Genomic DNA, 26,273 nt, shown 5'->3' with positions numbered 1-26,273 from the left:
CGCTCATAAAATCGTGAGGGGCGCCGGACTTTCATCCTCGATGCCCGAAGCAGTGACGGCCTTAGGCAACTCTGACCTTGTGCTTGAGGGCGTCCAACGTATGGACCAGTTCCCGCGCGGGCTTGGGACGTCCGAAATAATAGCCCTGTGCATCGGTGCATCCGGCTGCTTGAACCTGCCGCAGCTGATCCTCCGTCTCGATGCCTTCGGCCACGGTCGGCATGCCTAAGCTGGCACCGAGATTGGCGACGGATTGCACGATCGCCAGGCAATCCGCACGCTGCGACATCTCGCGCACGAAGGACTGGTCGATCTTGATCTTGTCGAAGGGAAAACTGCGAAGATAGCTCAGGGACGAGTAGCCGGTTCCGAAATCGTCCATCGCGATGCGCACACCCAGTCGGCGCAGCTGATGGAGCGTCGAGACGGTCATCTCGTTGTCCTGCAGCAGGACCGACTCGGTGATCTCCAGCTCCAACCGGTGCGGAGAGAGACCGGTCGAAGCCAAGGCGTTGCTGACGCTCTGCACGAGACCGCGGTTGCGGAACTGAATCGGCGAGAGATTGACGGCCACGTGCATCTCGCCCGGCCAGGTGGCGGCCTCCTTGCAGGCCTGCTCGATGATCCAGTCGCCCAAGGGCGAGATGAGGCCGGTATCTTCGATCACCGGAATGAACTCGGCCGGTGGAACGAGGCCGCGCTCGGGATGGTGCCAGCGCAGAAGAGCCTCGAAGCCGCCGATCTCGTTTTTCTGGATGTTGATCTGCGGCTGATAGAACAGCTCGAACTCGCCGCTGGTCATCGCCTTGCGCAAATCGACCTCCAGAGCGCGACGCGCCTGGAGCTGCTCGTCCATATCCGGCTCGAAAAAGCGGAATGTACCGCGTCCGTCGGCCTTCGCGTGATAGAGCGCCATATCGGCATTCTTCAGGATCTGACTCGGGGTCACGTTTTGCTGAGCCAGAGCGATGCCGATGCTGGTACCGATGAAAAGCTCCTGACCGTTCACGCTGAACGGCTCGCGCAATGCTTCCACGATGCGCGACGCGAGCGCGGCGCATTCCTCGGGCCGGCGGATGCCGGTCTGGAGGATGGCGAACTCGTCGCCGCCGAACCGGGAAATCAGGTTTCGCACTTGGCCTTCGCTGGCTGGAATGCAGGCACGCAGCCGCTCGGCCACGGCCTTGAGCAGTTCGTCGCCCGTTTCGTGACCGAAGGAGTCGTTCACGTCCTTGAAGTGGTCCAGGTCGAGATAGGAAACAGACACCATGCGCCCGTTCGGCTTCAAACGCCCGAGCGCGTGCTCCAGCTCGTTGCGAAGCACCACGCGGTTTGGCAGGCCGGTGAGAGCATCCTGGTGGGCCAGGACATGCAGCTCCTCATGAGCCCGTCCCAGGAGGCGGTTGTGCTTGTCGAGCAGGAAGATCAAGACGACCCCGACGAGGATCAGGCTTGCCGCGATACCGGAGAAAGCCCAATGCAGCCGGATGAGCTCCTGCTGGTCCCTTTGAACGAGTGCCGCACCATGGTTGTGCGCCACCGATGCAAGCTGCGCGAGCTTGCCTTCCAAGGGGCGCAGAAGGGCGAGAGCCTGCCTGGCCGCCGCCGGGTTCGTGTCGATTTGCGCGATCAGGGGCTGGGCTGCCGCAAGCGTATCCTGGAAAGCCCGAAGGGTCGCGTGATGCTCGGGGTTGCGCTGGAGAAGATCCTGGAAACTTCCCTCGTTCAGCATCTTGGCCCTGCCAAGCAGGATATCGAAGCGCAGGTCCACTTCGTCCTTGTCGATATCCGTTCCAGGCCTGCCGAACTCGGACAGGCGGTGTTCGAGGCGGATGAATTCCGAAGCGGCTTGTCCCGCCTCCCAGGCCGGATTGTAGACGGAGATCTGCTGCAATGCACCCTGGCGCTGAACGACCAGCACCGAGATGTAGATGCCGGCGATCAGAAAGCCGCCGATGACGATTGCAATAATCGCTTTGAAGGTGCGCAGGGACAAATGTGTAAGGCCTCCGAGACCTGCCGATCTGCTGCTACTTCACTTCGATCTTGGCAACCTGCCAGGCCGACCGGGCAAAATAGGTCTGGCTTTTGAGTTCGGGATTGCTGTCGTATGGATAGACGATGAACAGCGGACCTTTGTCCCGGACAGGCATATATTCGCCGTCGCGCTTGATGGCGAGTATGACATTGTATTTCGCGAAATCCGCGATTGGGATCTCGGTGGCGTAATCGTTGAGCGCGATGACGGACACGCGCTCTCCTTTGGCTCCAACCTGCTTCATCAGCTTGTCGAGCAAAACGCCTTCGAATTTGACCTTTCCCTCGTACCAAGGTGTCGTCGTCTCGATCGTGACGAGCCCAAGGTCTTCCAGCATCGCACGGTCGAACTGGGCCGTACCGTCCCTGTTGGTCACGTCGATCTTGCCTGAAATCGTCAGGATCGGCCGCTCCTTCGGAACCGCCAGCGAGGCGGCATAAGCCACGCCCATAATCCCCAGGAACGCGATAAGCGTTCCCAGCAGGCCTATTCTCATCTTGGCGCCGAGCATGCAGATCCCCTACGGAATATCAAATACAAGCGATAGAAACACATAAATTTGATCAAAACGTTACACAACTCCGCTACGGAAGTAAAAGCGTCGGGAACGCCAAAGTTATCCTGCCATGGTTATTCAACCGTAGCGGCATCCAGTCCTATCCCGTCCTGCAAAGGAAAGCCGCCTCGCAACCAGTTGCGAGGCGGCTTTGGACCTTTTCCGGCTGTTCCGGCGTAAGCGTGCCCTTCAGAGCGGCTTGAGGCCTGCTTCGATCTGTGCCCGGCGCGGCTCCAGGAAGGGGGGCAGGGACAAGCGTTCGCCGAGCTTGTCTATGGGCTCGTCCGTGGCAAAGCCGGGACCGTCCGTGGCGATCTCGAACAGGATGCCGTTCGGCTCACGGAAGTACAGACTCTGGAAGTAGTAGCGGTCGACCGGACCGCTGGAAGGCGCCCTCAGAGATTGCAGCCGCTCCCAGCATTCCTGATAGGTCTGCTCGTTCGGCGTGCGGAAGGCCACATGGTGCGCGCCGCCTGCTCCAGGCCGGGCGGGAGAAAGGCCGGGTTCTACCGCCACGTGCAGCTCCGCCGCCGGACCACCCTCACCCATCTCGAATACGTGAACCGGGGTGTCGCCGACGCGGTATTCGCGGGCGGCGCGCATATCCATCGCGTCCGTCAGGACGCGAGCCGTTCGCTCGAGCTTCGGCACGCTGATTCGGATCGGACCAAGGCCGCGGATCTGGTACTCAGCCGGCACGGGACTGCGCTCCCAAGGATTCGCCTCGCCCTGCCCTCCGTCGTCGACGAGGCTGAGGCGCTGGCCCTCGAAATCCTCGAAGTCGAGGCTGAGCCGTCCGTCACGTTCCACGATGGCCTCGCTGTGAATGCCGAGACTGCCGAAGCGGTCCTTCCACCATTGCAGCGCCTTCTCGCCGTTCACGCGCAGGGCCGTCTGCGAGATGCAGTGTGCGCCGCGCCGTTCGCGCTCGACCGGCCAGTCGAAGAAGGTGATGTCGGTGCCCGGTGAGGCCTTTCCGTCGGCATAGAACATGTGGTAGGCGCTCACATCGTCCTGGTTCACGGTCTTCTTGACGAGGCGCAGGCCCAGGGACTGCGTGTAGAAGGCGTGGTTGCCCGGCGCGTCGGCGGTGACGGCGGTCAAATGGTGAATTCCGGTCAGCTTCATGGTGCTGTCTCCATCAATGTTGCGATGAAGATAGACACGGGACAGGGCCGGTGCGACCCTGCGGGACGCCAAGCCGGTCTTGCCGAAATGCAAGCATGGTTTGGCCGGGAACGAGCATTTTTTGCATTGCTGAAAAGACGCCGGCCATCAGGGCTGTTCCACGGAAATCAGGCCCTCCCGGCTTTCCTGCGCGACCCCGGATCCTGGAAGACGGCGTCAAAGAACGATCCACAGATTCCGGCTCGTTCCGAGCTTCGATGCGGCCGCACCTCTGGCGCCCTGCGGTATCGTTCCGGTATTGTTCGCTTATGGCATCCCGTATCAAACTCAGTCTCGCCCAGGCCCGACGCGTCGCGCTCGCAGCCCAAGGGCTTCACGAAGCCCGGCCCGCATCGACGACGAGACGGCACTTGAGCCGTGTGCTGCAGCGCTCGCACCTCCTCCAGATCGATTCGGTCAACGTGCTGGTCCGGGCCCATTACATGCCGCTCTTCTCGCGGATCGGCGCCTATGATCGCAACCTTCTCGAGAAGGTCGCCTATCATGCCAGGAAGCGCGAGACCTTCGAGTATTGGGGCCACGAGGCCTCGCTGATCAGACTCGATCTGCATCCCCTCTTCCGCTGGCGGATGGAGCGTGCCAAGCGGGGCGAGGGCATCTATGGCGGGCTCGCCAGGTTCGGGCACGAAAAGCGCGCTTTCATCGAGGAGGTACGCCGCGAGATCGCCACGCATGGCCCCATGGCCGCGGGCGAGCTTTCCGGCGGGCATAAGGGCCAGGGCTCCTGGTGGGGCTGGAGCGACGGCAAGCGGGCTCTGGAATGGCTGTTCTGGGCCGGCGAGGTGACCACCGCCACGCGGCGCGGTTTCGAGCGTATCTATGATCTTCCGGAGCGAGTTCTGCCGTCGGAGGTCATGAATGCCCCGACACCCTCGGCCGACGAGGCCCAGCGTGAATTGCTGCGGCTCTCCATCCGCTCGCTCGGCATCGCCTCCGAGCGCTGCCTGCGCGACTATTTCCGCCTGGAGCCGCAGGATACGAAGGCCCGCATTCCCGAACTGGTGGAGGCCGGCGATCTCGTTCCCGTCACGGTCGAAGGGTGGAACGGGCCGGCCTATCTCGACCCGCGGGCCAAAGTCCCACGCCGTGTCGAAGCCAGGGCCCTCGTGTCGCCCTTCGACCCGATCGTCTGGGAGCGCACCCGCACGGAGCGCCTGTTCGATTTCCGCTACCGGATCGAGATCTATACACCGGCCGAGAAGCGGGAATTCGGCTATTACTGCCTGCCCTTCGTGCTGGGCGAAAAGATCGTGGCTCGCGTGGACCTCAAGGCGGACCGCGCCGCGGGCAATCTCATCGTGCACTCGATCCATCCGGAAGCTTCCGTTGCTCCGGACGAGATCGCTCCCTCTCTCGGAGACGAGCTTCGCCTGATGGCCGAATGGCTCAACCTCGGCAGCATCACGGCACCAAAGGAATGGCGGAAGCGGCTCGAGGTGTGAAGGTCATTCGAGGACCGGAATGTGTGCCCCTCGCCAGACGCTTCGATCTCTCCTATCTCAGGGAGCCATGAACACGCTTCTCGCCCCTGCCACGCGCCTGTGGCTTCGTCTTCGCCTCAACGAGGTCGGCCCGCTTCTGTCGCTGTCCGCCTGCGGCTTCTTCGCCTGGGCGTTCATCGCGCTGGCGGATGAGGTTCGGGAAGGGGAAACCCATGCCCTCGACAGCTACCTCCTGCTGGCCCTGCGCGATCCACAGAACCCGGCCAATCCGCTTGGCCCCTCATGGGTCGAGGAAGCCGCGCGGGACATCACGGGCCTCGGCGGCTACGCGATCCTGACCATGATTACCCTGGCCGCGTGGGTCTATCTCCTCATGACCAGGAAGCGGGGCGCGGCCCTTCTGGTGATTTTTGCCATCGTGGGCGGCATGCTCATCTCCACGGGGCTCAAGATGGGTTTCGAACGCCCGCGGCCGGACCTCGTGCCTCATGCAACCCGGGTCTATACCGCGAGCTTCCCGAGCGGACACGCCATGCTGTCGGCCATTACCTACCTGACTCTCGGAGCCCTGCTGGCGCGGGTCGAGAAGAGCCGACGCGTCAGCGCCTTCCTCATGGGGCTTGCGATCATCGTCACGCTGCTGGTCGGCATCAGCCGGGTCTATCTCGGGGTGCACTGGCCGAGCGACGTGCTCGCCGGCTGGGCCGTGGGCGCCGCCTGGGCGTCCCTGTGCTGGTTCGTGGCGCTCCAGCTGCAACGGCAGGGACAGGTGGAAAAACCGGGCGAGACCGCGCCGCCCTCCGATGCGAAGCCGGAATGACGGACGAGACCGCGAAGCCGCTCCGCAAGCCGCCGCGACAGGTGACGGCCGCCTATCTGCAGCGGGCAGCGCTGGCCTATCTCGAACGTTATGCCTCCTCGGCCGAGAACCTGCGCCGCGTGCTGCGGCGCAAGGTCGACAAGCGCTGCCGCCTGCGCGGCGAAGATCCCGGCGCCTTTCAGGACATGATCGACGAGGTGGTGGCGAAAAGCCTCACAAGCGGGATTATCGACGATACCCGCTATGCGGAGGCCCGGGTCGCCACCCTGCGCCGCCGGGGCGGGTCGGCCCGCGCCATCCAGGCCAAGCTTTCCGCCAAAGGCGTGGACCGCACGACCATCGCGGCCGCGCTGGAGCAGGAGGACGGGAATGAGGAGCAGGCCGCCCGCGCCTTCGCCCGCCGCCGCAAGCTCGGACCGTTCCGACCCGGCGAACGGGCGCCCTACCGCGACAAGGATCTCGCCGCCATGGCGCGGGCCGGCTTCCGGTTCGACGTGGCCAGGAGTGTCGTCGATGGGGAGAAGGACGATGAACCGAGCGGAATATAGCCCGCTATTTTACCCGGACATAATTGACAGCCGCATTTGACCCGGATAAAACCCGCCAGCATCCCATGACGGCGAGGATATGATGAGCGACATTCCCAAGGCATTTACAGCTTTCTCAGGCCACCGCCTGATCGCATCGGGTTCCCTTCCCTCCGTAGCCGAAGCGGCCAAGCAATGGCTCGATCGCGACGAAGGCATGCCCGTCCTCATTCTCGAAGACGAGACCGGTCGGGTCGTCGAAGTCGATTTCCGCGGCACGCTGACGGACGTGTTGAAGCGGCTGGGCGATCCGTCCGGTCCGGTTACCGATCAGCCGGAACCGCGTGGTCCCGGCCGACCTAAACTCGGTGTGGTCGCTCGAGAGGTGACGCTGCTGCCGCGCCACTGGGAATGGCTCAATGCACAGCCGGGCGGCGCATCGGTTGCATTGCGCAAGCTTGTCGAGGAAGCAAGGCGCAGCAACGAGTCGAAGGACCGTGTGCGGCAGGCCCAGGAGGCCCTCTATCGGTTCATGTCGACCCTGGCAGGCGACGAGACCGGTTTCGAGGAAGCCTCGCGTGCGCTCTTCGCCGGGGATCGGAAGCTGTTCATCGCTTTGATCCAGCTCTGGCCGAAGGATCTTCGCGCCTATGCCGAGAGGCTTGCCAGTCCGGCTTTTGGGGACGAACCTTAAGAAACCGCCTTCTCCCGCACGAACATGATCGTGGGTTTATCCTTATAGGTGGTGCGTCGGAACTCACGGTAGCCGCATCGTTCCGCCACCCGGATCGAAGCCTCGTTCTCCGGCGCGATGATGCAGGCGGTGCGCACGGGACCGAAATTCTCCTCGCCCCAGAGGGTGGCGGCTCGTGCGGCCTCGGTCGCATAGCCCTTGCCTTGGCACTCGGGCGCGAGAACCCAGCCGATTTCCGGTATCCCTTCGAGCGAAGGGTCGATCTCGCGTCTGAAATCGGCGAACCCGACCTCACCCATGAAGCGGCCGGTTTTCTTTTCCGTGATGACCCAGTACCCGAAACCGAGCAGCGACCAATGCCCCACATAGCGCAGCAACCGGCCCCAGACCTCTTCCTGCGTGGAGGGTTTGCCGCCGATGAACCGCGTCACGTCCGGATTTGTCCAAAGGGCGAAGCAATCGGCGAAATCGTCCGCCTTATGGCCGCGCAGGACGAGGCGCTCGGTTTCAAGGATGGGGACGGAAGCGGGAGGAACGGTGAGCATCGGTTCATTTTCTGCATAACGATCATAGCCATGCAAGGCCCCAAGGCCCGAAAGCGCCCAGGTCTAAAGCATTCCTGCTCCCACGTTCACAGCCAGAGCGAGAATCGTGGTGTTGAACAGGAAGGACAGGATCGTGTGGGCGAGCGCCAGACGTCGCATGCGCTTGGACACGATGATTACGTCAGAGGTCTGTGCCGCGGCCCCGAGATTGAACGCGAAATAGAGGAAATCCCAGTAGTCGGGCCGATCTTTGTGCGGGAAGGCGAGGCCCTGCCGCTCGCCTTTGTCGCCGTAATATTCGTGGGCGTAATGGATGGCATAAATCGTATGCACGAAGAACCACGAACAGAGGATCGTGATGCCAGCAATGGCCAGGTGGAAGCCTTTCCCGTCGGCCCCGCCGTCGCGGATGCCGGCAAGTTCCATCGCGATGGCGGCGAGGCTTGCGATGGATGCCGCGAGCGTCAGGGCGAGCACGACGGCGGCGGCCTCGTCCTCCTGGGCGGCGCGGTTCTGCATCATGGCCGTCGAGGAACGGGCTGCCATGATTCCCGCCAGCACGAGATAGATTACCACGCCGAGATCCCAGGCCACGAGGACCCGTGAATTGAACTGCCAGGAGGACGGCAGGACCACGATGACCAGAAGGACGACGAGAGCCGCTCCGATGAGCCGCGGGCGCAGACGGACCTGATTGATAATCGACATCACAAACTGACAACTCGAATAGGATAGGGACTCTGGAGCCTGGCGCGAACTGTCCTAGATCACCAAGCCTATCCGCAAAAGGAGATCACAATGAATCGCAAGGCAAGAGCCGTTTGGCAGGGTACGGGCAAGGATGGCAGCGGCCATCTCACCTCGGATTCCGGCGTTCTGTCCTCGACGCCCTATTCCTTCAAGACCCGTTTCGAGAACGAGAAGGGCACGAACCCGGAGGAACTGATCGCCGCCGCCCATGCCGGCTGCTTCACCATGGCCCTTGCCTTCCAGCTCCAGGGCGCGGGATTCACGCCGACCGAGCTTGCCACCGAGGCGGTCGTCTCCCTCGAACAGGAGGGCAGCGGTTTCGCGATCAAGAAGTCGGCCCTCACGCTCAACGCCAACGTGCCGGGCATCGACCGCGCCAAGTTCGAGGAACTCGCCCGCGCGGCGGAGAAGAACTGTCCGGTCTCCAAGGTGCTCAACGCCGAAATCACGATGGATTTCACACTGGCGTGAGAATAATCCCGTCATCACCGGCCTCGTGCCGGTGATCTCGCTTCTGAAGAGCGCGGCGCTTTTCCAATCGGGATGGCCGGCTCAAGGCCGGCCATGACGTGAGAGGGCAAGGATGCCCTACATCGCCGCCTTCTTGTAGCTGTCGACGATGGCCTGTCCGTCGGCGCCGGCCTTCTTCAGCCAGTCCTGCGTCAGCTGCTCGCCGACCTTCTGCAGGCCTGCCTTGAGTTCGGCGCTCGGCGGCTGGACCTTCATGCCTTTTCCGGCCATCTGGTCGGTATACCACTTGGTCTTTTCCTGAGCTGTCTTCCAGCCGCGCTCCTCCGCCGTCTTGGCGGCTTTGAGCACAGCCTCCTGGGTCGGCTTGTCCAGGGCGTCGAAGGCCGCCTTGTTGACGAAGGTCAGGTTCTTCGGGATCCAGGCCTGGGTGTCGTAGAAGTGGGACAGCGATTCCCACACCTTCGAATCGTAGCCGGTGGCGCCCGAGGTCATGAAGGTGGTGACCACGCCCGTGGCGAGCGCCTGCGGCAGGTCCGCCGCCTGCACCGTGACCGGCTGCGCGCCGACGAGCTCTGCAATGCGAGCGGTACCGGGATTGTAGGAACGCCACTTCACGCCCTTCAGATCCTCGACGGTGTTGATGTCCTTCTTGGCAAAGATGCCCTGCGGCGGCCACGGCACCGCGAACAGCAGCATCAGGCCCTGGCTCGCCAGCTTCTTCTCGATGGCCGGCTTCTGCACATCCCAGAGCTTCTTCGCCTGGTCGAACGAGGTGGCGAGGAAGGGCACCACGTCGAGGCCGTAGACCGGATCCTCGTTCTCGTGCAGCGACATCAGCACCTCGCCGGCCTGGGCCTGTCCGGTCTGCACCGCGCGCTTGATTTCCGGGGCCTTGAACAGCGAGGCATTGCCGTGAACCGTGATCTGGAGCTTGCCGCCCGTCGCGTCGGCGACGTCCTTGGCGAAGGCATTCAGGTTCTCGGTGTGGAAATTGTCCGACGGATAGGCGGCGGGCAGGTTCCATTTGGTCTGCGCCATGGCGGGCGCTGCCAGGAGCAGGGCTCCCGCAAGGCTCAAACCGAAGCGTGTCATGTGTTTCATCGTCGTTCTCCCTCTGGTTCTTATGGAGTGGTCTATTCCGGGAAGGCCGTTCGCGGCAGCCACAGCGCAATGTCCGGAAAAGCCGTGATGATGGCAACGGCGGCAACGAGCAGGAAGAAGAACGGCAAAGCCGCCCGGGCAATAGTGAAACTATCGCGCCCGCTCATGTTCTGCAGCACGAAGAGGTTGAATCCGACCGGCGGCGTGATCTGGGCCATCTCCACGAGGATGATGAGGAACACGCCGAACCAGACGAGGTCGAAACCCGCCTGCTTCACCATGGGCAGTACGACCACCGTGGTGAGCACGATCATCGAGATGCCGTCGATGAGGCAGCCCAGGAGGATGTACATGACCGTGAGGGCCGCGATCAGCACGTAGGGCGACAGGTGCAGCGACTCGACCCAGGAGGCCAGGGCCACGGGAATGCCCGTATAGGCCATGGCCGCGGTCGTGAATGCGGCGCCGGCCAGGATCAGCATGATCGTGACCGTCAAGCGCGTCGCGCTCAACAGGCTCTGGACGAAGGTCGTCCATGTCAGGGTGCCGGACCACCAGGCCAGAATGAGCGCGCCCGTCACGCCCCAGGCGGCGCATTCCGTCGCCGTCGCCCAGCCGAAGATCAGCGAGGCGAAGATCGTGGCGATCAGCAGGAGGACGGGGAGCAGCTTTGCCGAGCGCCGGAGCTTGAAGGCGAAACTCGTCCGGGGCTCGGGCGGCGGCGACTTGCCGGGATTGAGAGCCGACCACAGGATGATGTAGCCGGAATAGAGCGCCATCACGACAAGGCCCGGCAGGAAGCCCGCGAGGAAGACCTGGATCACGGACACGTTCGCCGCAATGGCATAGACCACCATGGGAATGGACGGCGGGATCAGGAGGCCGAGGGTGCCGGAACCGGCAAGGCTCCCCAGGCTCATCATGTCGTCGTAACCGCGCTTCTTGAGCTCGGGCAGGGCGATCTTGCCCACGGTGGCGCAGGTTGCGGCGGAAGACCCTGACACGGCGGCAAAGACGCCGCATCCCACGACGTTCACGTGCAGCAGGCGCCCGGGAAGCCAGTTCAGCCAGGGCGCCAGCCCCTGGAACATCTGCTCCGACAGGCGCGTACGGAACAGGATCTCGCCCATCCAGATGAAGAGCGGCAGGGCCGCAAGGGTCCAGGAGGCGGAACTCGCCCAGACGGTCGTCGCCAGGACCGGGCCGATCGGCACCGTCGTGACCATGAGGATGGCCGCGAAGCCCACCAGGATCAACGCGATGCCGATCCAGACGCCGAGCGCCAGGAGCCCGAGGAGGAAGCCGAAGAGAATTGCCGCCGTGGCGACGAGGCTGAGGTCCGAGAACATGTCCTAGAGCCCGCTCTCGGCTGCGCGGTTGACGATCTCCTCGGGCGTGGCCGCCGGCGGCTTCTCGTAGCGCGGCGCCCCTCCCGTCAGCACATGAACCAACTCGTCCATAAAGGCGACGGCGAGGATCGTCAGGCCGAGCGAGTAACCGAGCTGTGGGAGCCAGAGCGGCACGGCCACGACTCCCTGAGACATGTCGTTGAAACGCCAGCTGTCATAGGTCATCTGCACGGCATGCCAGGCAAAGAACGTAACGATCGCGGATCCGATGATCAGGCAGACGATCTCGACCGCGCGCCTCCCGGCGGCAGGCAGGCGGTCGAGGACGAGCCCGATGCGAATCAGTTCCCCGGACCTGAAGGTATAGGCGAGCCCCAGGAAGGCCATCGAGGCCATGGACCAGGCGGCAAAATCGTCTCCGGCCGGAATGTTGATACCGGGTCCTCGCCCCAGGGACAGGCCCATCATCAGGAGGAAGATCACGAGGAGGAAAACGCCAGCGAGGTAGCCGGCGAAGCGGTAAAGGCCGTCGAGGAAGTTTCGGATCATGCGGTCCGTTTCGGATTCTCGGCGAGAAAGCTTGGCCGATTTTAGGAGCATTCTCCGAACGAGCAAGCGGTTCCTTGCCGTGCCATTGCACAGGGGTTGCGCAAAACTTGGGAGACTGCCCATCTTCTTGACAGAACCAATCTCCCCCTCCGCCGTTGAGAGATCAGACGTGACAGTGCGTCACTGATATTCAGGAGGAATACATGGCTTCAAAGCATCTCATGATGGCTCTTCTCGGAACGGCTCTTCTGTCGGCCCCGGCTCTCGCCCAGAATCAGCCCGCCACCTCGTCGACCAGCCCGAACGCCGCTTCGTCGACCACATCGGCCGGGTCCATGTCCAGCGGCAACTGGATGACGCAGGAGCGTGCCGGCCAATGGCGTGCATCGAAGATCGAAGGCCTGAACGTCTACAACAACAACAACGAGAAGATCGGCGACATCAGCGAGCTGCTGGTGGATCAGAGCGGCAAGATCGAGGCCGTTGTGATCGGCGTCGGCGGTTTCCTCGGCATGGGCGAACATGACGTGGCCGTTCCCTTCGACCAGATCAAGTTCGTCAACGAGGCGCGCGCGAACACGACCGCCTCGAACACCACGACCGGCACGGCCGGAACCGCCACCACCGCCCCGGCTACGACGGGTTCGACTGCAGGCTCGACCACGACTACAACGACAACCACGACGTCCAGCAATAACATGAATCGGTCCGCTCCCGATCATGCCATGCTGGACATGACCAAGGATCAGCTGAAGGCTGCTCCGGAGTTCAAGTACAACCGCTAAGCCGTTTCCAGCGGATAAGAGAAAGGGGTCCGGCGGGCCCCTTTCTTGTTGGCTGCTCATGATTTCTGGTGGGCGATGATCCGGTCCTTGATCGCATCGTAGGCGTTCTGCGGAATGATCTTCTTGTCCACGAGTTCATTCTTGGCCTTGTAGGGGCGGCCCTTGATGATCGCATCCGCCCGAGCCGAGCCGATCTGAGGCAGCTTGTCGAGCTGGTCCTTGGACGCGGTGTTGATATCAATGAGCGCGCTCGTGGACGATGTGGTGCTCGGCATCGGCTTGGCGGCACCCGTCGCAGGAGCTGTGCCGGTCATCGGCGGCTTCGCGGAGGTGCCGGGCGTGGCGGTGCCCGGAGCGGCGGTTTGGGCGAAAGCGGGCGAGACGAGCAGAGAGCCGAGGGCGATCAAGGCCCCGAGATGAGATAAGCGCATCGTATCCTCCTTTGACGGCCGGGTTGGTCCCGAAATCCTTCACCCGGCATCATCAGAGGAGAGAATTAGAGCACAGTTAGGCTGGAGCGACCTATCGTCGGGCTACCCGAAGGCAGGTTTCGCGCGGCATCGGTGGTACCCGCATGTCTCTTTTGCCACTCCTCTTGGCACCGGACCGGATGCGACCTCCCGCCTCTGTTGCAGGGCTCGCCAAAGATCGCCTCCCGTGATAGAACAAAACACGAACAATTCTGCGGAAGATCCATGGACGAGAAGCTTGCCAAGAAGCTGCGTATCCTGGCGGACGCGGCGAAATACGACGCCTCCTGCTCCTCCTCCGGCGCGCCCAGGCGCAAGGCCGACGCAGGAGGCCTGGGCTCGACGGACGGCAACGGCATCTGCCACGCCTACACGCCGGACGGGCGCTGTGTTTCGCTGTTGAAGATCCTGCTGACTAATTACTGCCTGTTCGACTGCGCCTATTGCGTGAACCGGCGGTCGTCCAACGTGAAACGGGCGAAGTTTTCGGTCGACGAAGTGGTGACGCTCACGGTCGAGTTCTACAAGCGCAACTATATCGAGGGTCTGTTTCTGTCCTCCGGCATCATCCGTTCGCCGGATTACACCATGGAGCAGATGCTGCTGGTGGCCAAGAAGCTGCGCCGCGACCGCGGCTTTCGGGGCTACATCCACCTGAAGACCATTCCCGAGGCGAGCCCCTGGCTCATCGAGGAAGCGGGCCTGTGGGCCGACCGGCTGTCGATCAACCTCGAACTGCCGACGGAAAAGAGCCTGGAGCGGCTGGCGCCGGAGAAGGATGGCGCCTCTATCGAGACCGCCATGGCGCAGATGTTCGAGCGCATCGAGGAGGCGCGCGAGGAGCAGCGCCATTTCTCGCCGGCCGGCCAGACGACTCAGATGATCGTCGGCGCGGACGACACCACGGATGCGGACGTGCTGCGCACATCCGCCAAGCTTTATGGCCATTACGCCATGAAGCGTGTCTATTATTCCGCCTTCAGCCCGATCCCGGATTCGAGCGCCATCCTGCCCCTGAAATCGCCGCCTCTGATGCGCGAGAGCAGGCTCTATCAGGCCGATTGGCTGCTGCGCTATTACGGCTTCGACGTGGACGAGATCGCCGCCGGGACCGACAAGGGCATGCTCGACCTCGACGTCGATCCGAAGCTTGCCTGGGCGCTGAAAAACCGACACCGCTTTCCCGTCGACGTGAACCGGGCCGAGCGCGAGATGCTGCTGCGCGTCCCAGGCCTCGGGGCCCGGGCGGTCGACAAGATCGTGGTGGCGAGAAAGCACACGACCTTGCGCCTGGAGGATGTCGCCCGCCTCACCTCCGGACTGAAGCGTGCCAAGCCCTTCCTCATCACGGCCGACCATCACCCGAAAGCGAGGCTCGATGCTCTCGGTCTGCGTGAACGGCTGATCGAGAAACCGGAACAGTTGAGCCTGTTCGGATGAGCCGACCTGCGGTTGTCATCCTGAGACTGCGCAGCAGAACCCGAATCGTGGGGTGGACCCCCACGTCATCACCGGGCTTGTCCCGGCCATCTCGATTAGGAACAGCACCGCGTTTCACGGTCGAGATCACCGGCACAAGCCCGATGATGACAGCAAAAGACGTTTCGTCCAGGACGAGAGGAACCCCATGAGCCTCCACCGCATCACGCTCAGAACCGGCGCCGATCACCAAACCTTCCGCCAGGCCGTGCGGCGGCTGATCGCCGAGGAACTGGCGCCGCAGCATGTGGTCTTCGCCGTCGATGACACCCCTGCTCTGTTCGGGGAAGAAGCCATGGGCGATGCGCCTCCGGTTACGATCCCGAAGGGTGTGGCACGGCTGATCGAGCATGTGGTCTGCCACAGGGATCCGGAGCGCTATGCTCTGCTCTACCAGCTCGTCTGGCGGGTGCTGAACGGCGAACGCGATCTGCTCGAGGTCGCGAGCGACCCGCTCGTGCACCGCATCGACCTGATGGCGCGGTCCGTGCGGCGCGACCTGCACAAGATGCATGCCTTCGTGCGCTTCAGGCGGATGACCACGGAGGATCTCGAGCGCTTCGCCGCCTGGTTCGAGCCCGAGCATTTCATCCTGGAGGCGGCAGCTCCATTCTTCGTCGACCGCTTCCGCTCCCTGGACTGGACGATTCTCACGCCCATCGGCTCGGTGCGTTGGGACCGCCGGACTCTGACTGTCGGGCCGCCGGCGCAGCGCGAGGATGCGCCCGCGGAGGACAGTTTCGAGGAGGGCTGGCGCGGCTATTACGAGAGCGTGTTCAACCCGGCCCGGGTGAACCCCACCGCCATGCGGGCCGAGATGCCGAAGAAGTACTGGCGCAACATGCCCGAGACCGCGGCGATCCCCGGCCTGATCCAAACCGCCTCCCGGCGCGTTGAACGGATGATCGAACAGGAGGCGACGATGCCCGCCAAACGCACCCCTGAGCGTGCTCTTGAGGCCATGTGGGATCAGGAGCCGAAGAATCTGGAAGAGCTCAACGCCATCATCGCCAAGGCCGGTCCTCTCGTGCCCGGCGCGACCCAGGCGGTGTTCGGCGAGGGCCCGGCCCATGCTGAGATCGTCTTCGTCGGCGAGCAGCCGGGCGACCAGGAGGACCTGCAGGGACGTCCCTTCGTGGGGCCTGCCGGCAAGCTCCTGACCAAGGCCCTGAAGGAAGCCGGCATCGACCGCGAGCAGGTCTACCTCACCAATGCGGTGAAGCATTTCAAATTCGAGCAGCGTGGGCACCGGCGCATCCATTCCAAGCCCACGGCCGGCGAGGTCAAACATTACCGGCCCTGGCTGATGAAGGAGCTTGAACTGGTCAGGCCCAAGTTGGTGGTGGCGCTCGGAGCGACGGCGCTTCTGGCGCTGACCGGCAAGGCAACGCCGATCACCCGCTCGCGCGGGCGGGCCCGATTCGGGCCTTACGAAGCCTACGTCACGGTGCACCCGTCCTACCTGCTGCGCCTGCCCGACGAAGCGACCAAGCGGGAAGCCTATGAGGCGTTCCTGAACGACCTGCGCCGTATTCACGATCTCGCGAAAGCCGATCTGGAAACCGGAGAACTGCCGCTGGCGGCGGAATAGGACATTCCTGCAACAGCTCCGACACAGGGCGTTAACCGCCGTTAACCGCCCCTTAAACCGCCACATTTAGGGTGCTCCAGAGCATGAAAGGCCGGACGATATACCGGCCAGATCGATGCGGGGTTTAAGAGGTGGCGAACGGACGCGACCGGCGCGAGCCGGTCTTCGATGCGACCGCTGGGGAAGCGGGGGAGCTGGAATTTCGCCTCTCGCCCGAGGACCGGGCAGGGGGGACCATGACGCGCAGGCGAGCTTCTTCAAACGGCGGGGGCGGACCGCGCCGTCCGGCCAAGCTCAAGAAATCCAAGGGCAAGGGTGGCCGTTCCCTCTTCAGCAAGCTTGTTTATGCCGGACTGGTGCTCTGCCTTTGGGGCGTCATCGGGATCGGTGGCGTGGTGGCCTATTACGCCTCGCAGCTGCCGCCCATCGACCAGCTCACGGTGCCGAAACGCCCGCCGAACATCGCCATCATGGCGAGCGATGGCTCGCTCCTGGCCAATCGCGGCGAGACCGGCGGACGCACGGTCTCGCTCAAGGAGCTCCCGCCTTATCTGCCGAAGGCCTTCGTGGCGATCGAGGACCGGCGCTTCTACGACCATTTCGGCATCGATCCCGTCGGCATCGCCCGCGCGATCTACCGCAACATAGCTCATAAGGGCGGCCTGCAGGGCGGCTCGACCCTGACCCAACAGCTCGCCAAAAACCTCTTCCTGACCCAGGAACGCACTGCCTCGCGCAAGATCCAGGAAGCGATCCTGGCGCTCTGGCTCGAGCGCAATTACTCGAAGGACCAGATCCTCGAGCTTTACCTCAACCGGGTCTATTTCGGCGCGGGCGCCTACGGCGTCGAGGCCGCCTCCCAGCGCTACTACGGCAAATCCGCCCGCAATATCTCGCTCTCGGAAGCGGCCGTGCTGGCAGGGCTCGTCCAGTCGCCCTCGCGCTTGGCGCCCAATCGCAATCCCGAGCGGGCGCAGGCCCGCGCGGAGTTGGTGATCGCGGCCATGAACGAGCTCGGCTTCATCACGCCGGGCATGACCAAGACGGCGCTCGGCGCTCCCGCCGAACCTGTGCGCCCGAACAGCGCGGGCTCGGCCAATTACGCCGCCGATTACGTGATGGACGTGCTCGACGATTTCGTCGGCAACGTGGAATCCGACATCGTCGTCTCGACCACCATCGAACCCACCATGCAGGCGACCGCCGAGCGTGTTCTCGTGGAGGAACTCAACGCCAAGGGCCAGAAATTCAACGTGAGCCAGGGCGCCTTCGTGGCCCTGCAGCCCGACGGCGCCGTCAGGGCGCTGGTGGGCGGCCGCAACTACGAGACGAGCCAGTTCAACCGGGCGACGGCCGCCCGCCGTCAGCCCGGTTCGTCCTTCAAGCCCTTCGTCTATCTCACCGCCGTGGAGCGCGGCTACACGCCTGACTCGGTCCTTGAGGACGGTCCGGTCAATTTCGGTGGCTGGGCTCCCAAGAACTATGACCGCAAGTATCGCGGCCCCATCGCGCTGCGCGACGCCCTGGCGCTCTCGCTCAACACCATCGCGGTCAAGCTCAACATGGAGGTGGGACCGAAGAACGTGGTGCAGACGGCGCAGCGGCTCGGCATTGCCTCGCCCTTGCAGGCCAACGGTTCGCTCGCGCTCGGCACCTCGGAGGTGACGCCGCTCGAGCTCGTCTCCGCCTATGCGGCCTTCGCCAACGGCGGCATGGGCGTTGTGCCTTACGTGATTGCCCAAGTGAAGACCACGGACGGCAAGCTGATCTACAAGCGCCCGAACTCGGGCGGCCTGGGCCGCGTCATCGATCCGGGCGCCGTCGCGATGATGAACGAGATGATGCACAACACCTTCGTCATCGGCACGGCGCGGTCGGCGCAGGTTCCCGGCTGGCTCATGGCCGGAAAGACCGGAACGACCGACGACTTCAAGGATGCCTGGTTCGTGGGTTTCACGGGCAATCTCGTGGCGGGCGTCTGGCTCGGCAACGACGACGGCACGCTGACCAAGCGGGTGAGCGGCGGCAATCTTCCGAGCGAGATCTGGCACAACTTCATGAAGGTTGCCCTGAAGGACCAGCAGCCCGTGCCCCTTCCGGGCAGCGAGCGCTTCCGGAACGATGTGCCGGTGGCCGATGCGGCCACCGATCCCCGCTATGCCAATGCGGGCAACGGCGACAACGCCTGGATCCCACCCCAGCCTGCTCCCCAGCGCCGTGCCAGCCGCGAAAAGAACTTCTTCGAGAAGCTGTTCGGACTTTGAGGCCGTTATCCACGTCTCCAACACTGTCATTCCGGAGCGGCTCGTCAGAGCCGAGCCCGGAACCCATAGCCTCTGACGGTGCCGAAAGAAGCGTCACGCTGCTCGCTCTTTCTTGAGACCTCATGATCATGGATTCCGGGCTCCGCTGCGCGGCCCCGGAATGACGGTTTATCCGCTCGTAAAAATCCTCAACTCATTACCTGCCACGTAATCGCCAAGGCTCTCTGCCCCCGGCATGCTCGCTTCACCACTCAGGAAGGAGCCTGCCATGCCAACCTACGCCATCGGCCATCTGCATGACGTCAATGTCGGTCCCGACATCGTCGAATACCTGCGTCGCATCGACGAGACCCTCACCCCGTTCGACGGGTGTTTCATCATTCACGGCGGACCCGCCACGGTGGTGGAAGGGTCCTGGTCGGGCGACCTGATCGTGATCGCGTTTCCGGACAGGGATAGTGCCTGCGCCTGGTACGACTCGCCTGCCTATCGCCGGATCCTGCCGCTGCGGACCGAGAACTCGCGCGGCGACGTCTTCTTCATCGACGGGGTCTCGGCAGACCATAGGGCCGCCGATGTCGTCGCGAAGCTTCCCATGGCGGATCAACCCTTGGGCTGATGCCCCCGCGCCCGCCTTGTCGCCAGGAACAGGGCGAGCGCCAGCACGCCGGTCGTGGCGATGGTGGCGGTCAGAGGAATCGCGGAGGCGTCGAGGTTGCGCCCCAGCAGAATCCCCACGATAGCGGCGAATGACATCTGGCAGATCCCAAGCAGGGACGAGGCCGCGCCGGCGCGGTCCGGAAAGGGCATCAGCGCCGAGGCCATGGATTGCGGCATGGTGAGGCCGACGCCCACGCCGTAGAGCGCCATGGGAGCACTGATGCTCAAGGACGACGGAACGCCCACGAGCACCAGGGCCAGCATGGTCACGCCGCCGAGCGCGAGGCAGGTCACGCCGATCCTGATCGTGCCGTCGAGCCCGAAACGGCCGACGAAGCGTTGCGCGAGCATGGTGCCGGTCATGAAGCCCACGACCACGAAGGTGAAGGAGAAGGCGAAGGACAGCTCGTCGAGGTGGTAGATCTTCTGCAGCACGAAGGACGAACCGGAAATGAAGGCGAAGAGCCCGCCATAGGTGAGCATGGACAGGCCCACATAGGTCCGGTAGCCCGCATGTCCGAGAAGAAGCCGGAAGCCGCCCAGGATCGACGGGAACGAGATCGGCGCGTCCGATTTCCGGCGGATGCTCTCCGGCATGCGCCACAGGATCGTGGCGGCGAGCGCGACACCGAACAGGATCATGACGCCGAAAGTGACCCGCCATCCGGACAGGCGCTCGATCACGCCGCCGAGGATCGGCGCGGCCGCCGGCACCACGCCCATGATCGTGCCCATGCGCGACAGCTCGCGTCCCGCGCGCGGTCCCTCGTAGAAGTCGCGCACGATGGCGCGCCCGAGCACGATGGGTCCCGAGGCGCCCAGCGCCTGCAGGAAGCGGGCCCCGATCAGCGTCTCAATGTTGGGTGAGAGGGCGCAGATCAGGCTGGCAATGGTGAAGAGACCAAGCCCGAAGAGCAGCACGGGCTTGCGCCCGATCCGGTCGGAGATCGGCCCGTAAAAGAACTGTCCGGCGGCAAAGCCGAGAAGGAAGGCCGACAGGGTCAGCTGCGTCTGGCCCGTGCTTGCCTGAAGACCTGTGGCGATGGCCGGCAGCGAAGGCAGATACATGTCCGTGGAGAGAGGCCCAAGCGCCGTGAGCAGCGCCAGGACAGCCGTGAGGGCCAGGGTATCAGGCTTGAGCATGGAATGATCGCAGCAACGAAGGAGTCTCGACCTAACTCGGAAAGATCTCGCTGTCACGGGTTCAAGCCGCGACATCGGGATGCCATTGGACCTGCCGTTGCAAATGCACTCAAGAGTAGAACTATGGAGATAGGGCATCGGAAGCGGATGCTCGCGAGGATGCCTTAACCTGTTATTAATATTACCTTTTTTTGCGACATTGCCTTTGCGCAAAGGCTCTTTGCGAATAATCTGTTACGACATAACATTATGATTCTAAACGAAGATTCCGAAATGAAAGTACAGATTGCGGGTGAGCGTTGCGGAACCTGCTTGTTCGGATAGCACCTACATTTCAATCGTTCACATATGATCCATCGAGGCGGATTGACCGCCAAGCCTTTGAACAGGGGACTTCCGATGGACAAATCTGCTGATGATCTGATCGTGATCCAGACTGGAGACGTCTTGTCGGATGTCACTAAGCCTCTTGAGGCGGACGAAGAGTCATCGACGCAGAAGGCGACGACTTTCGGACTTGCCGCCGCTGGAAACCCAAGCGTCATCACCGGCACTGCCGGCAACAACGATCTCGGCAGCCATAGCAGTACCACCGCTACGACGATCTATGGCGACCTCGGATATGACACGCTGCGAGGCGGCACCGGCAACGACAAGCTTTATGGCGGCGACGATGACGATCTTCTGATCGGATGGCGCGGCAACGATACCCTGGATGGCGGCGACGGCTACAACGACACCGTATCCTATGAGACGGAAACGGGCGGCGGCGCTGTCGTGATCAACCTCACGGCCGACGCCTGGACCTATAACGGCCAGACCTATGCGTCCATGACGGGCAAGGACACCTGGGGAGGTATCGACACCTATGTGAGTATCGAATCGTTGGTCGGCTCCCAGGGGAACGACATCATCAATGCGTCCGATACGCCGGACCAGTTCACCCTCAACGGCGGCGCGGGCAACGACACCCTCATGGGCGCCGGGAGCGAATGGGATAAGGATTATCTCATCGGCGGCGCCGGCGACGACCTCCTGATCGGCGGCATCGCGTATTTCCAGGGCAATGCTGCCGTCCAGGTGAATCTGGCAACGGGAATCGCCACCGGACAAGGCACCGATACCCTGCAATCCATCACGTATGTCGTCGGCAGCAGCAGCGGCGACGTCCTCAAGGCCGGCAGTGAAGCCGTGACGCTCGACGGTGCCGCGGGCAACGACACGCTCTATGGCAGCAACGCCCAAGATTGGCTGTATGTGGGATCGGGCACCGACGTGGTGTATGGCTCGGCAGGCAACGATCAGATCTACGCCAACGGGGCAACGACCCTGCGCTACGACCAGATGTCCGTGCTCGATGCCACCGGAAAGAATCTGGCCGGTATGATCTTGGCGGATCTGGCCCAAGGATATGTCAAAAAGTACATCAGCGGATCGAGCATCCCTCGATGGGATGAAGATCGGATCTATTCTTCAGCGATCGATCTGGTTGCGACCAAATATGACGATACCGTCACCGGCAACAGCCTGAACAACCATCTCTTCGGCCTTTCCGGAAACGACAGCCTCAGCGGCGCTGGCGGCGACGACGTGCTCACGGGCGATATCGGCAGCGACACGCTCGACGGCGGCATCGGCAACGATACCCTGGACGGAGGTCTCAACAACGACCTTCTGAAGGGCGGAGATGGTCACGACAGCATTCTCGCCGGCAGCGGTCGAGATACGCTGGACGGCGGGAACGGCAACGACACCCTCGACGGCGGCATCGGCGCCGACAGCATGGTGGGTGGCGCAGGCAACGACGTCTACTATGTCGACAATCTCAAGGATTCCGTCACGGAACTGGCCAATGGCGGCACCGATACGGTCTATGTGTCGGTCAGTGGTTTCGATCATCTCAAGCTGGCCAATATCGAGAACGTGGTTCTCGTCGGCGAAGGCAGCATCGACTACAGCAACCGCGCCCCGACCATTCTCGGCGCCTCCAGCCCGACCCGGGTGACGGTGGCGGATACGGGCGTCGTCAATCCGTTTGCAAATATCACCATCGACGACAACGGTTCCTGGGTCACCGTCACGGTGAAGATGAGCCAGCTCATCGGCGCCTTCACCAATCTGGGCTCTGGTGTTTACGACCGGCTTGCCGGCACTTATACGGTGAGCGGCGACATCGCGACCGTTCAGGCCGCCCTGCGCGGCCTGCAATTCAGCCAAAATCTTTCGCCTAACGCGACGTCCGCCGGCGCGGTCGGATCTATTACGGGCAGCAGTTCCTTTACGATCAGCGTGGTGGACGATCACGGCATCGCCTCCGTGCCGAACAGCAATATCTCGGTTGATGTGGTGGCGCAGAACCGGGCGCCGATTCTGATCGCTCCGACGGCGGCCTATACGATGTCGGACACCGACAACGTGAATCTGGCAGCGCCGTTCGCGAACACGACCATCATCGAGCCGAACAGCTTTGATATGGTCACAGTGACGATCGCTCTGGACTCGGCCGCGAAAGGTGCTTTGATCGGCACGAGTGGATCTTACGATGCAGCGACAGGCATCTACACCGTCACCGCAAGAGGCAATGAGATCAGCTCGATCATTCGTGCGCTCAAATTCAACCCGACGGATCGGACCACCAACGGCATCGAGACCACGCAGTTCACGATTACCGTGACCGATGCTGCAGGCGCATCGAGCGGGCCGGTCAGCACCATCAAGGTGAACTCTGTCCACGGCACGGCTCCCGCCAATTCACCGCCTGTCGTCTCGGGATCGGACACGATCGGGTATGGAGTCGACCCCTTAAATCCCAAGATCCTCTTTACTAAGCTGACGATCTCCGACAGCAGCCCGAGTGTCACTGCGACGGTGGCCATGAATGATCGGAATTACGGAACGTTCATGAATCTCGGCACCGGCTCCTACGATGCGGTGGCCGGGACATATACCGTCAGCGGCACGGCGGCTCAGGTTCAGGCGGCAATCCGGGCTTTGAAGTTCAACGCCCTGCAGACTACCAACGTGAAGTTCACCATCACTGTGACGGATGGGTCTTACACCACGATCAACGAGAGTTTCACCGCGCAACCGACGATGCCGAACCGGGCGCCGATCATCCAGGCGCAGCCTGTGACGGTGACGATTGCGGATAACGAAGAAGACGCTCTCGTGACCCCCTTCGCCGGCGTGGTCCTCGATGATCCGGATGCGGATATTTATAGTTCCTCCTTCCAGCTCAGGGTTTATCTCGACGATCCGTCCAAGGGCGTTCTCGTGCCGGGCCAAGGCGGAAGCATCATGGTCAACACCGATCCCGTGAACGGTTATTATTTCTATACCATCTCGGGAACATTGCAGACCATCCAAGCAGCCCTGAGGGCGCTGGAATACAATCCGCGAATGCGCCCGGATGCGGAGAACGGCAGTATCGAGACCAGCACCTTCACCATCAAGCTTTATGATGCATCAGGTCTCTCGATCACGAACACCAATGTCCGGGTGAATTCGGTCCATGGCACGCTCCCGAACGCGGCACCTGTCATCGAGGGTGCTGAAGCGCCTGTGGTGACGGCCATTACGGATGCGGATGTGGCCTCGCCCTTCGCCGATGTGAGGATCACGGACGACAGCGCGTCGGTGACGGTCACCATCGTCATGGACAACCCTTCGGAGGGTGAGTTCATGAATCTGGGCCTCGGTAACTACAACAGGATCGCCGGCAGCTACACGATCGCCGGAACGGCGGCCGAGGTTCAGGCTGCGATCCAGGCGCTACAGTTCAGCCCGGCCGATCGCCCGGACGCGCAGGTCGGATCCGTCCAGACCACGAACTTCACGATCACGGCTTCGGACGGAACCTATTCTACCACGAACACGAACGTTTCCGTGAATGCAACGGCGACGAATCACGCTCCCACGATCGAGGCACCGGTTCACACCGTGACGATCGCTGACGATGAGGAAGTCGATCTCGCCACGCCGTTCTCGGACGTGTCGATTGGTGACACGAATGCCAACGACATTGTCACAGTGACGATTACGCTGGATAGCGCCGACAAGGGTGTTCTGGTTCCGGTCTATGGTGGCGTCTATAATGAGGATTTGGGAATCTTCACGTTCACCGGTTCAGTGGCAGACGCCCTGGCGGCGGTACAGGCCCTGCAATACAATCCTACGAATCGCCCCGACGCGGCAAACGGCAGCATCGAAACCTCGCATTTCACCATCGCGGTAACGGATGCAGGCGGCCTCTCGGCCGCTCCGAACACCAATATCAGCGTGGATTCGGTCCATGGCGGAAGCCAGGTAAACCAAGCGCCGGCCATCGGCGGCGTTGATGCCCCCGTGACGGTAACGATTGCCGATACCGACGTTGCCTCACCCTTCGGAAATGTGACGATCTCGGACGACGGTGCGTGGGTGAGAGTCACCATCGCCATGGATACTGCTTCCAAGGGTGAGTTCACCAATATAGGCAGCGACAGCGATGCAGGCATCGGCCACTACGACAGGAGCGCCGGTACCTACACGGTGACCGGGACGATTGCTCAAGTCGAGGCCGCGATCCATGCTCTGCGGTTCAATCCCGCGGACCGCATCGCTCCCGTCGGCTCCGTCCAAACGACGAACTTCGCGATCTCCATCGTCGACGATCAAGGTGTCGCAGGCCAGTCGAACAGCAACATCTCCGTCGCATCCCTCGCATCGAACATTGCGCCGAATGCGCCTCAACTGGCCGGAGGCTCGATCAACGACATGGCAGCCACCGGCAGCCAAGTCGGCACTCTTTCGGCCAGCGACCCGAACGGCGATACGCTCACCTATACCTTCAGTCAGGCTCTGGCCGGCTCCAACGGCCTGATCAGCGCGGATGGACGGTTCGAGATCGTCAACAACCTGATCGTCGTGCGTGATGCGAAACTCATCCAGGTCGCGCAGGATACCAGCTTCACGTACAGCGTGACTGCATCGGACGGGCATGGCGGCCTCACCGCCGGTGACGTTTCCATCGCCGTTGCGGATATCAACAAGGCTCCGACGAACCTTCAGCTCGCCGGCTCCGTGGTGCAGGAGAATGTCGATGAGGGACATGTCATCGGGCTGGTCTCGGCCAGCGATCCGAATGGAACAGCTCTGTCCTATACTCTTGTGAACGATGCCGGCGGCAGTGTCGAACTCGTGGATGGCCAACTGCGTGTCAAGGACGCGACGAAGATCGACTTCGAGCAGCACGCCCAGTTCTCCGTCACAGTCGCCGTCAGCGACGGGTTCGAGACGGTGAACAAGATCTTCACAATCACCGTCGAAGACCAGCGTCGTGAGAATGTGGTTGGGAACGGCGGGGATAATGTGATCCGCGGCGGCAACATGAACGACACTCTCAACGGCGCGGACGGTAACGACACCTTGTTCGGCGGCGAGGGCCGCGACGTGCTGACGGGGGGCACCGGGGCGGACTCTTTCGTCTTCAATACGGTCGTCATGAAGACGACGGCCGACTCGATCATGGATTTCAGCCTCGCCGACGGGGATCGCATCTATCTCTCGCACAAGATCTTCACCGGCCTCGGGCTCGGACAGCTCAGCGCCAGCGCCTTCGCGCTCGGCACCCAAGCTCATGATCAGGACGACCGGATCATCTACGATCAGGCGACAGGGCGTCTTTTCTACGACCTGGACGGCACTGGCGGCGCGACGAGAGACATCAAGCCGATCCTGTTCGCCACGATCAACGAGAACGGTGTGAAGCAGGCGTTGACCCACGCGAGCTTCTATCTGATCTGACGCCAGAGGGGGCTGGAGGAAGGCGGTTCTTCAGCGAAGAGCCGCCTTTCGCATTCAGGGCCGACGA

21 protein-coding genes are annotated in these 26,273 nt (G+C 62.7%); 11 read left to right on the top strand and 10 right to left on the bottom strand.

Annotated features, from left to right (window positions below):
• Positions 1–61 precede the first annotated feature (61 nt).
• The 3 genes from AB4097_RS12625 to AB4097_RS12615 form a co-directional block, all read right to left on the bottom strand.
• Positions 62–1,996 carry a putative bifunctional diguanylate cyclase/phosphodiesterase gene (locus AB4097_RS12625; protein WP_442039984.1) on the bottom strand — a complete coding sequence of 645 codons (1,935 nt, stop codon included), beginning with the start codon at positions 1,994–1,996 and terminating at the stop codon, positions 62–64.
• Positions 1,997–2,030: 34 nt separating this feature from the next.
• A complete protein-coding gene (locus tag AB4097_RS12620; protein ID WP_442039982.1) occupies positions 2,031–2,549 on the bottom strand; it encodes a molybdopterin-dependent oxidoreductase in 519 nt (172 codons plus the stop codon).
• A 234-nt stretch (positions 2,550–2,783) separates the two neighbouring features.
• Positions 2,784–3,722, bottom strand: a complete 939-nt coding sequence (locus tag AB4097_RS12615) for a ring-cleaving dioxygenase (protein ID WP_442039980.1) — start codon at positions 3,720–3,722, stop codon at positions 2,784–2,786.
• Between the two features lie 308 nt (positions 3,723–4,030).
• Here AB4097_RS12615 and AB4097_RS12610 point away from each other — a divergent pair, with 308 nt between their 5' ends.
• From AB4097_RS12610 to AB4097_RS12595, 4 genes are all read left to right on the top strand, one after another.
• Positions 4,031–5,224: a winged helix-turn-helix domain-containing protein gene (locus AB4097_RS12610; RefSeq protein ID WP_442039978.1), complete on the top strand. Its 1,194-nt coding sequence runs from the start codon at positions 4,031–4,033 to the stop codon at positions 5,222–5,224.
• A gap of 67 nt (positions 5,225–5,291) precedes the next feature.
• Positions 5,292–6,044 (top strand): phosphatase PAP2 family protein, encoded by a 753-nt coding sequence (locus tag AB4097_RS12605; RefSeq protein WP_442039976.1) that lies wholly within the window; start codon positions 5,292–5,294, stop codon positions 6,042–6,044.
• Positions 6,041–6,592, top strand: coding sequence for a regulatory protein RecX (locus AB4097_RS12600; RefSeq protein ID WP_442039974.1), 552 nt, complete (start codon positions 6,041–6,043; stop codon positions 6,590–6,592). Before AB4097_RS12605 ends, AB4097_RS12600 begins: the two co-directional genes overlap by 4 nt.
• A gap of 82 nt (positions 6,593–6,674) precedes the next feature.
• Positions 6,675–7,265: a DUF2239 family protein gene (locus AB4097_RS12595; RefSeq protein WP_442039972.1), complete on the top strand. Its 591-nt coding sequence runs from the start codon at positions 6,675–6,677 to the stop codon at positions 7,263–7,265.
• Here AB4097_RS12595 and AB4097_RS12590 read toward each other — a convergent pair.
• Together AB4097_RS12590 and AB4097_RS12585 are read right to left on the bottom strand one after the other, a co-directional pair.
• A complete protein-coding gene (locus AB4097_RS12590; protein WP_442039970.1) occupies positions 7,262–7,810 on the bottom strand; it encodes a GNAT family N-acetyltransferase in 549 nt (182 codons plus the stop codon). The genes AB4097_RS12595 and AB4097_RS12590 overlap by 4 nt on opposite strands.
• A gap of 63 nt (positions 7,811–7,873) precedes the next feature.
• Positions 7,874–8,518, bottom strand: a complete 645-nt coding sequence (locus AB4097_RS12585; protein WP_442039968.1) for a DUF1345 domain-containing protein — start codon at positions 8,516–8,518, stop codon at positions 7,874–7,876.
• Between the two features lie 90 nt (positions 8,519–8,608).
• Here AB4097_RS12585 and AB4097_RS12580 point away from each other — a divergent pair, with 90 nt between their 5' ends.
• Complete coding sequence (locus AB4097_RS12580) at positions 8,609–9,031, top strand: OsmC family protein (protein WP_442039966.1); 423 nt, start codon at positions 8,609–8,611, stop codon at positions 9,029–9,031.
• A 117-nt stretch (positions 9,032–9,148) separates the two neighbouring features.
• Here AB4097_RS12580 and AB4097_RS12575 read toward each other — a convergent pair whose 3' ends face one another.
• Genes AB4097_RS12575 through AB4097_RS12565 form a run of 3 tightly spaced genes read right to left on the bottom strand, consistent with a single transcriptional unit; the run spans position 9,149 to position 12,030 of the window.
• Entirely contained in the window at positions 9,149–10,132 is a 984-nt protein-coding gene (locus AB4097_RS12575; protein ID WP_442039964.1) for a TRAP transporter substrate-binding protein, read from the bottom strand.
• Positions 10,133–10,164: 32 nt separating this feature from the next.
• Complete coding sequence (locus AB4097_RS12570; protein WP_442039962.1) at positions 10,165–11,481, bottom strand: TRAP transporter large permease; 1,317 nt, start codon at positions 11,479–11,481, stop codon at positions 10,165–10,167.
• Positions 11,482–11,484: 3 nt separating this feature from the next.
• Entirely contained in the window at positions 11,485–12,030 is a 546-nt protein-coding gene (locus AB4097_RS12565; protein WP_442039960.1) for a TRAP transporter small permease, read from the bottom strand.
• Between the two features lie 203 nt (positions 12,031–12,233).
• Here AB4097_RS12565 and AB4097_RS12560 point away from each other — a divergent pair, with 203 nt between their 5' ends.
• Entirely contained in the window at positions 12,234–12,815 is a 582-nt protein-coding gene (locus AB4097_RS12560) for a PRC-barrel domain-containing protein (protein WP_442039958.1), read from the top strand.
• A 56-nt stretch (positions 12,816–12,871) separates the two neighbouring features.
• Here AB4097_RS12560 and AB4097_RS12555 read toward each other — a convergent pair whose 3' ends face one another.
• The gene (locus AB4097_RS12555) at positions 12,872–13,246 is read right to left on the bottom strand and encodes a ComEA family DNA-binding protein (RefSeq protein ID WP_442039956.1); all 375 of its coding nucleotides are present in this window, start codon (positions 13,244–13,246) and stop codon (positions 12,872–12,874) included.
• A 264-nt stretch (positions 13,247–13,510) separates the two neighbouring features.
• Between AB4097_RS12555 and AB4097_RS12550 the strand changes: the two genes are divergently transcribed.
• The 4 genes from AB4097_RS12550 to AB4097_RS12535 all read left to right on the top strand — a co-directional run bounded on the left by AB4097_RS12550 (position 13,511) and on the right by AB4097_RS12535 (position 19,238).
• A complete protein-coding gene (locus AB4097_RS12550) occupies positions 13,511–14,725 on the top strand; it encodes a putative DNA modification/repair radical SAM protein (protein WP_442039954.1) in 1,215 nt (404 codons plus the stop codon).
• 187 nt (positions 14,726–14,912) lie between these two features.
• Entirely contained in the window at positions 14,913–16,355 is a 1,443-nt protein-coding gene (locus tag AB4097_RS12545; protein WP_442039952.1) for a UdgX family uracil-DNA binding protein, read from the top strand.
• Positions 16,356–16,486: 131 nt separating this feature from the next.
• Positions 16,487–18,619 carry a transglycosylase domain-containing protein gene (locus AB4097_RS12540; protein ID WP_442039950.1) on the top strand — a complete coding sequence of 711 codons (2,133 nt, stop codon included), beginning with the start codon at positions 16,487–16,489 and terminating at the stop codon, positions 18,617–18,619.
• 268 nt (positions 18,620–18,887) lie between these two features.
• Positions 18,888–19,238 (top strand): DUF1330 domain-containing protein, encoded by a 351-nt coding sequence (locus tag AB4097_RS12535; RefSeq protein WP_442039949.1) that lies wholly within the window; start codon positions 18,888–18,890, stop codon positions 19,236–19,238.
• On the opposite strand, the gene AB4097_RS12530 is transcribed toward AB4097_RS12535, so the two are convergent.
• Complete coding sequence (locus AB4097_RS12530) at positions 19,223–20,422, bottom strand: multidrug effflux MFS transporter (RefSeq protein ID WP_442039947.1); 1,200 nt, start codon at positions 20,420–20,422, stop codon at positions 19,223–19,225. The two genes, AB4097_RS12535 and AB4097_RS12530, sit on opposite strands and share 16 nt — an antisense overlap.
• Positions 20,423–20,821: 399 nt before the next feature.
• Between AB4097_RS12530 and AB4097_RS12525 the strand changes: the two genes are divergently transcribed.
• Positions 20,822–26,206, top strand: coding sequence for a hypothetical protein (locus AB4097_RS12525; protein ID WP_442039945.1), 5,385 nt, complete (start codon positions 20,822–20,824; stop codon positions 26,204–26,206).
• Positions 26,207–26,273: the final 67 nt, after the last annotated feature.

This window comes from Microvirga sp. 2MCAF35, assembly GCF_052115545.1.
Classification (GTDB): Bacteria; Pseudomonadota; Alphaproteobacteria; order Rhizobiales; family Beijerinckiaceae; genus Microvirga.
Note: the sequence above shows the minus strand (reverse complement) of the source record. Positions and strands in the feature narration are given on the sequence as shown.